The organism is Butyricicoccus sp. OF10-2 (genome assembly GCF_003481925.1).
In the GTDB taxonomy this organism is placed as follows: Bacteria; Bacillota; Clostridia; order Oscillospirales; family Butyricicoccaceae; genus Agathobaculum; species Agathobaculum butyriciproducens.
Window position 1 is genome coordinate 1 of sequence record NZ_QUMC01000056.1, and the last position, 4831, is coordinate 4831.

Here is a 4831-nt window from a genome sequence, read left to right on the forward strand (position 1 = left end):
ATAGACTTCAAAAGATTTCTCTCTGCGCTCGCCGCCGCGAGAATGGTGAGGGGGTGCTGCGGCTGTGGGTAACTGCCGCAAGGGAGTTATCCATCAACCGCAGCAGGGGAGAGGAAAGACGCGGGCGGCGCGGATTTCGTTCCTCTCCCCCTTAACGCGCCGCTGTACATCTGTTCTGTACAGGTGCGTTTCGGAATTTATTTGTCCGAATTGTCGGGAAAACCAAAATATTTTTACGGAAAGTGGTCAATTATTTGACCACTTTTGCTTTGCCGAAACTGCCGATTTAGGACTATGCAACAAATGTTCGATTGCAAAGTGTTACGAGGACAAGAATATTGCATTTTTGCAACTTTTCTGTGTACCAAAGTTTAATTATGAATCAAATGTGAACAATTCCTGCCCCGATTGACTTTGTTTCGTATATACGGTATGATAGAATCCCAATCAAAGATGAAAGCCTAAACTCCATACTTATCTTAGCTTTCTTTAATTTTGGTTTCGGTGATACATGGCTTGTCAGCAAATATGCATAGTAACGCAATGCACAGACAGGCCGAATAGCAAAAAGCAGGAGGTTAATTGGACTTTGACAACTGAATAAAGCTCCATCTGTAACGAATTTTCCGTGTCGGGCAACCGACAAGCCGCTTCGATAAAACAGCCGGTCAGCTACCGGCGTGGCGAGAACAGCGGAAAAGGATACTCCCCACCGGCGGAATAAGATTCGGGTGAGAGGTGTCGTAAGTCAATCGGCAAGTGTAAGAATACGAGCGCAGAATGCTACCTGCGGCAGAATGGAGTGTAAATATGTCGCTTACAATCTTATGATTGATATGATATAATAATAGCGTTGTTGGCTGTGCCATCACCGTTACAAACACAAGGAGTAAACGATGATTACAGCAATACAGAAACCAAAAAGAAAGTATGGAGAGGGCAGTATATACCAGCGAAAAGACGGCCGCTGGGTAGCAAAGTATAAGAGCGTGAATATGCTCAAACCGTGTGTTGTGTACGCTAAGAGCGAATCCGAAGCAAAGCGCAAGCTGCGCGAACTCAAAAAGGACGCTGCAAAAGGTCTTGTCAAAAGCACAAGCAGGCGGTTCGGTGATTACGCCGACCAGTGGTTATACACTTTCAAGCTGCACTCGGTTGAGGACAGCAGCTTCGACAAATACGAAAGTGCTTATTTGACGCATATTAAGCCTGCGTTTGGCAAAATGCAGCTTGCGTCTATTCACAGTGAGCAGTTGCAAAAACTGCTTGTTGAAAAGAGTCAGACGCTTTCGCTCACTGTTGTCAAAATCATTTATATCATTCTTTCCGAAATTTTTTCTTATGCTCATTCTGAGGGCGATCTCTCACGGAATCCTATGCACAATGTCAAGATGCCGAAGAAAGCGACCTTTAAACCGGAACGCGAAATTGTTGCGCTGGAAAGCGACGAAGTGCGGGCAGTCGAACGGATTGCAGAAATGAAAAATAAAAATGGTAGACCCTGTATCATGCAGGCACACGCATTGGTCTTTCTGGTGCATACCGGTTTGCGGTGCGGTGAGTTTTTAGCACTCAAATGGTCTGACATTGATTTTGAAAGCAGAATTGTTACGGTGAACAAAAATCTGTCGATGGTCTACGACCGCGACAAGGACGGCGTGCGTATCAAGCATAAGAAAGCACGGATTAAGTGTACCAAAACGGCAAGCGGCAACCGCATTGTGCCGTTGAACACAAAAGCGATTGCCGCTTTGAACAGTCTGAAAGCTGTCTATCGTGAAATGGATATTGTCAGCGATTCCGTTGCGGTAACGCGCAAGGGTACAACACTGAGCAGCGACCAGCTTCGCCGTGTTCTGCGTCGCGTATTGGCGTATGCCGGTATCGACAAGCCGTTCACACTTCACCAGCTTCGTCACACCTTTGCTACACAGGCACTTAACGCCGGTATTCCGATTACCGTAGTAAGCAAGTGGCTCGGACACGCGAATATATCTGTTACTTATAACACCTATATTCATGTGTTGGAATCCGCAGAAGCTGCAGCAGTAGAGCTTCTTGAAGCCATTTGAAAAATCTAAAATCCGTTTGGTTTCATTTTGGTGTCACGACCAAATCAAAAGGTTGAAATCGGTAGATATACTGTGGATATTTCGGAAAGTGTTAAGAAAACTGTAGTTTCGCCGACAGCCGACGGTTCGGTGCTGTTTTTTGTTTTCTATGCTACTTGCGTGTTGTATGCAGATAGGCTATAATGTATAATGATTTCGTATATATAAGGAGCAATGCTATGAAACGCTATCTTGCAGCGGCGATGCTGCTGCTTGCGCTGTCCGGCTGCGGCTCAAGCGGCAGCAGTGCACAGCTTTACACTACCACCGAGGACTTTTTTGCGATGGACACCTATATGTCGGTCGATGTGTCGAGCGAAAAGAGCGAAAGCGCGGCAGAGGACATGGCGATTAAGATCGAGCAGCGCGTCAACCAGCTGGACGCGGCGCTCTCGCGCACGCAGCAGGCGGGCGATCTCTACAAGCTGAATCACGCGAACGGTCAGCCGACCGAGGTGAGCGATGACACATACACCGCGCTTGAGAAAGCACTCGAGTACGCCGAGATGACAAACGGTACGTTTGACCCGACGATGGCGCCGCTGACCGACCTCTGGGGCATCGGCACGGACAACGCGCGTGTGCCCGCGCAGAGCGAGATTGATGAAGCGCTGACGCATGTCGGCTATCAGAACGTCAAGCTGCTCGGCAGCAATCAGGTGCAGCTGCTGAACGGCGCACAGGTCGATCTGGGCGGTATCGGCAAGGGCTACGCAGGCGACATCGTGCACGAAATGGTGGAGAGCGACACCTCGGATCAGTGGCACGTTCTGGCGCGGCTGAGCGGCAATGTCGAGATGTACGGCGGCAAAACCGCAGACAGCGGCACGGACAACTGGAACATCGGCATTGCCGATCCGGATGACAACACGGACTCGATTGCGGTGGTGTCGCTGCGTGACGGCTCGGTTGTTACCTCGGGCGATTACGAGCGCTTTTTTGAGCAGGACGGCAAACGCTACCACCACATTTTTGACCCCGCAACAGGGTATCCGGCGGACAGCGGCCTGCGCGGCGTGACGGTCATCGACTCGTGCTCGACCAAGGCGGATGCGCTGACAACGGCGCTGTTCGTCATGGGTCTGGATAAGGGCATGAAATTCTGCGAGGAAAACAAGATTGCAGCGGTGTTCATTACCTCGGACAAGCAGGTGTACACCACATCCAAGACAGGGGACTACGCGTTTGAGTTCCTCGGCGAGAAAAAAGGATACAACTATGCGGAATAAGCTGAAATTCGGTGATTTCGTTATCATTGGCGTGGTTCTGGTGATGGCAGGCGCACTGGCGGCAGCGCTGGCGTTCCACAGCTCCGGTGACAAGCTGTACGCCGAGGTCTGGCAGAACGATACGCTCATCGAGCGGGTGCAGCTGACCGATGCGACCGACCGCACGATCAAACTGGACGGCAACACCATTGTGCTCTCGGGCAAAACGGCGAAAATAGCGGACGCGGACTGTCGGGATCAGGTGTGCGTGCGAACCGGTATACTTACCCATGCCGGACAGGCGGCGGTCTGTCTGCCGCACCGCGTGGTGCTCAAGCTGGTCGGCGTGAATGACAGCGGCATTGACGCTGTGGTATCGTAAGGGGTGCAGCACATGAAAAATGCAAAACGATTGACACTCTGCGGCATGCTGGCAGCGGTGGCTGTCGTGCTCTCGCTCGTCGAGCGCATGTTCCCGCTGGATGCCATCGTGCCCGTGCCCGGCGTCAAATTAGGACTGGCGAACGTGGTGACGCTGTTTGCGCTCACGCGGCTGAGCGCGAGAGACGCATTCGCCATCGTGGTAACGCGTGTTGCCATTTCCTCGCTGCTGATGGGCAGCGTGTCGGCGTTCCTGTTCTCGCTGTTCGGCGGTCTGCTGTCGCTCATCGTGATGGGGATCCTACTCAAAGCCGAGGCAGATTCTGCTCGCTGTTCGGCGTGAGCGTGGGCGGCGCCGCGGCGCATAATATCGGGCAGATGGCAGCGGCTGTGATCTGGCTGAAAAACTGGGCTGTGATCGCATATTTGCCGTTCCTGCTCGTGATGAGTGTGCCGCTCGGACTGGTGACAGGACTGACCTGCTCGGTCGTATTACATCACCTTAAAAAAATTGATTTCGGTGCATAAATTTGAAAAAGCAGCCTCATACTAACGGAAACAGATTAGGAGGGACTGCTATGAAAAAGCTGATCGCCCTGCTGGCGGCGCTGACGATGCTGTTCGTCTGCGGCTGCGGCAGCAACAGCAAGGATAACGGCAAAGACAACGGCAATGGCACCAACAACGCGGTGGATAACAACACTGTTGATGAGCGGCACGACACCAACACGAATACCGTCGGTGATGATGTTCGCAACGGCGTGGACGATGCAGGCAACGCCGTCGGAGACGCGATGGATGAGGCAGGCAACGCCATCCGCGACGGCGCAGACGCCGTGACCGGAGATAACAATAACGCGGCGAAGCAGCCGAATACGGCGAACGGTACGAATGCTCCGGCGGAGAATCCGTAAAAACAGAAACGGCATGGCGTAAGCTGTGCCGTTTTTCTTTGTTTCTTCTGCACCGACTCACTGGGGCACACGAGTTGCGTCAGCGGGTTCGCCCTGTCCGGGCGGGAGTTTTTCAGCACCGGCTGAGCGGGGTACTTGAACCGCGCAGCGGTTCACCCCTAACGGGCGGCAGTTTTTTCGCTGAACCTCAGCAGGGGGGATTCGCCGTCTGTCGACG

At 52.5% G+C, this 4831-nt stretch carries 4 protein-coding genes and 1 pseudogene; all 5 read left to right on the plus strand.

Annotated elements, in window-relative coordinates:
- The first annotated feature begins 896 nt into the window (after nt 1-896).
- The 5 genes and pseudogenes from DXB00_RS15985 (at nt 897) to DXB00_RS16005 (ending at nt 4614) form a co-directional block, all read left to right on the plus strand.
- Nucleotides 897-2072: a tyrosine-type recombinase/integrase gene (locus DXB00_RS15985; RefSeq protein ID WP_118729557.1), complete on the plus strand. Its 1176-nt coding sequence runs from the start codon at nt 897-899 to the stop codon at nt 2070-2072.
- 218 nt (nt 2073-2290) lie between these two features.
- The gene (locus DXB00_RS15990; RefSeq protein WP_158578319.1) at nt 2291-3340 is read left to right on the plus strand and encodes an FAD:protein FMN transferase; all 1050 of its coding nucleotides are present in this window, start codon (nt 2291-2293) and stop codon (nt 3338-3340) included.
- Nucleotides 3330-3701 carry a NusG domain II-containing protein gene (locus DXB00_RS15995; RefSeq protein WP_118729559.1) on the plus strand — a complete coding sequence of 124 codons (372 nt, stop codon included), beginning with the start codon at nt 3330-3332 and terminating at the stop codon, nt 3699-3701. Before DXB00_RS15990 ends, DXB00_RS15995 begins: the two co-directional genes overlap by 11 nt.
- 87 nt (nt 3702-3788) lie before the next feature.
- Nucleotides 3789-4228 (plus strand): annotated as a pseudogene (locus DXB00_RS18040) (Gx transporter family protein).
- Nucleotides 4229-4278: 50 nt separating this feature from the next.
- The gene (locus DXB00_RS16005; RefSeq protein ID WP_118729560.1) at nt 4279-4614 is read left to right on the plus strand and encodes a hypothetical protein; all 336 of its coding nucleotides are present in this window, start codon (nt 4279-4281) and stop codon (nt 4612-4614) included.
- The last annotated feature ends 217 nt before the right edge of the window (nt 4615-4831 follow it).

Coding starts and splice junctions, on each gene's coding strand:
- DXB00_RS15985 (WP_118729557.1), top strand. CDS start 897: ATGATTACAGCAATACAGAAACCAAAAAGAAAGTATGGAGAGGGCAGT.
- DXB00_RS15990 (WP_158578319.1), top strand. CDS start 2,291: ATGAAACGCTATCTTGCAGCGGCGATGCTGCTGCTTGCGCTGTCCGGC.
- DXB00_RS15995 (WP_118729559.1), top strand. CDS start 3,330: ATGCGGAATAAGCTGAAATTCGGTGATTTCGTTATCATTGGCGTGGTT.
- DXB00_RS16005 (WP_118729560.1), top strand. CDS start 4,279: ATGAAAAAGCTGATCGCCCTGCTGGCGGCGCTGACGATGCTGTTCGTC.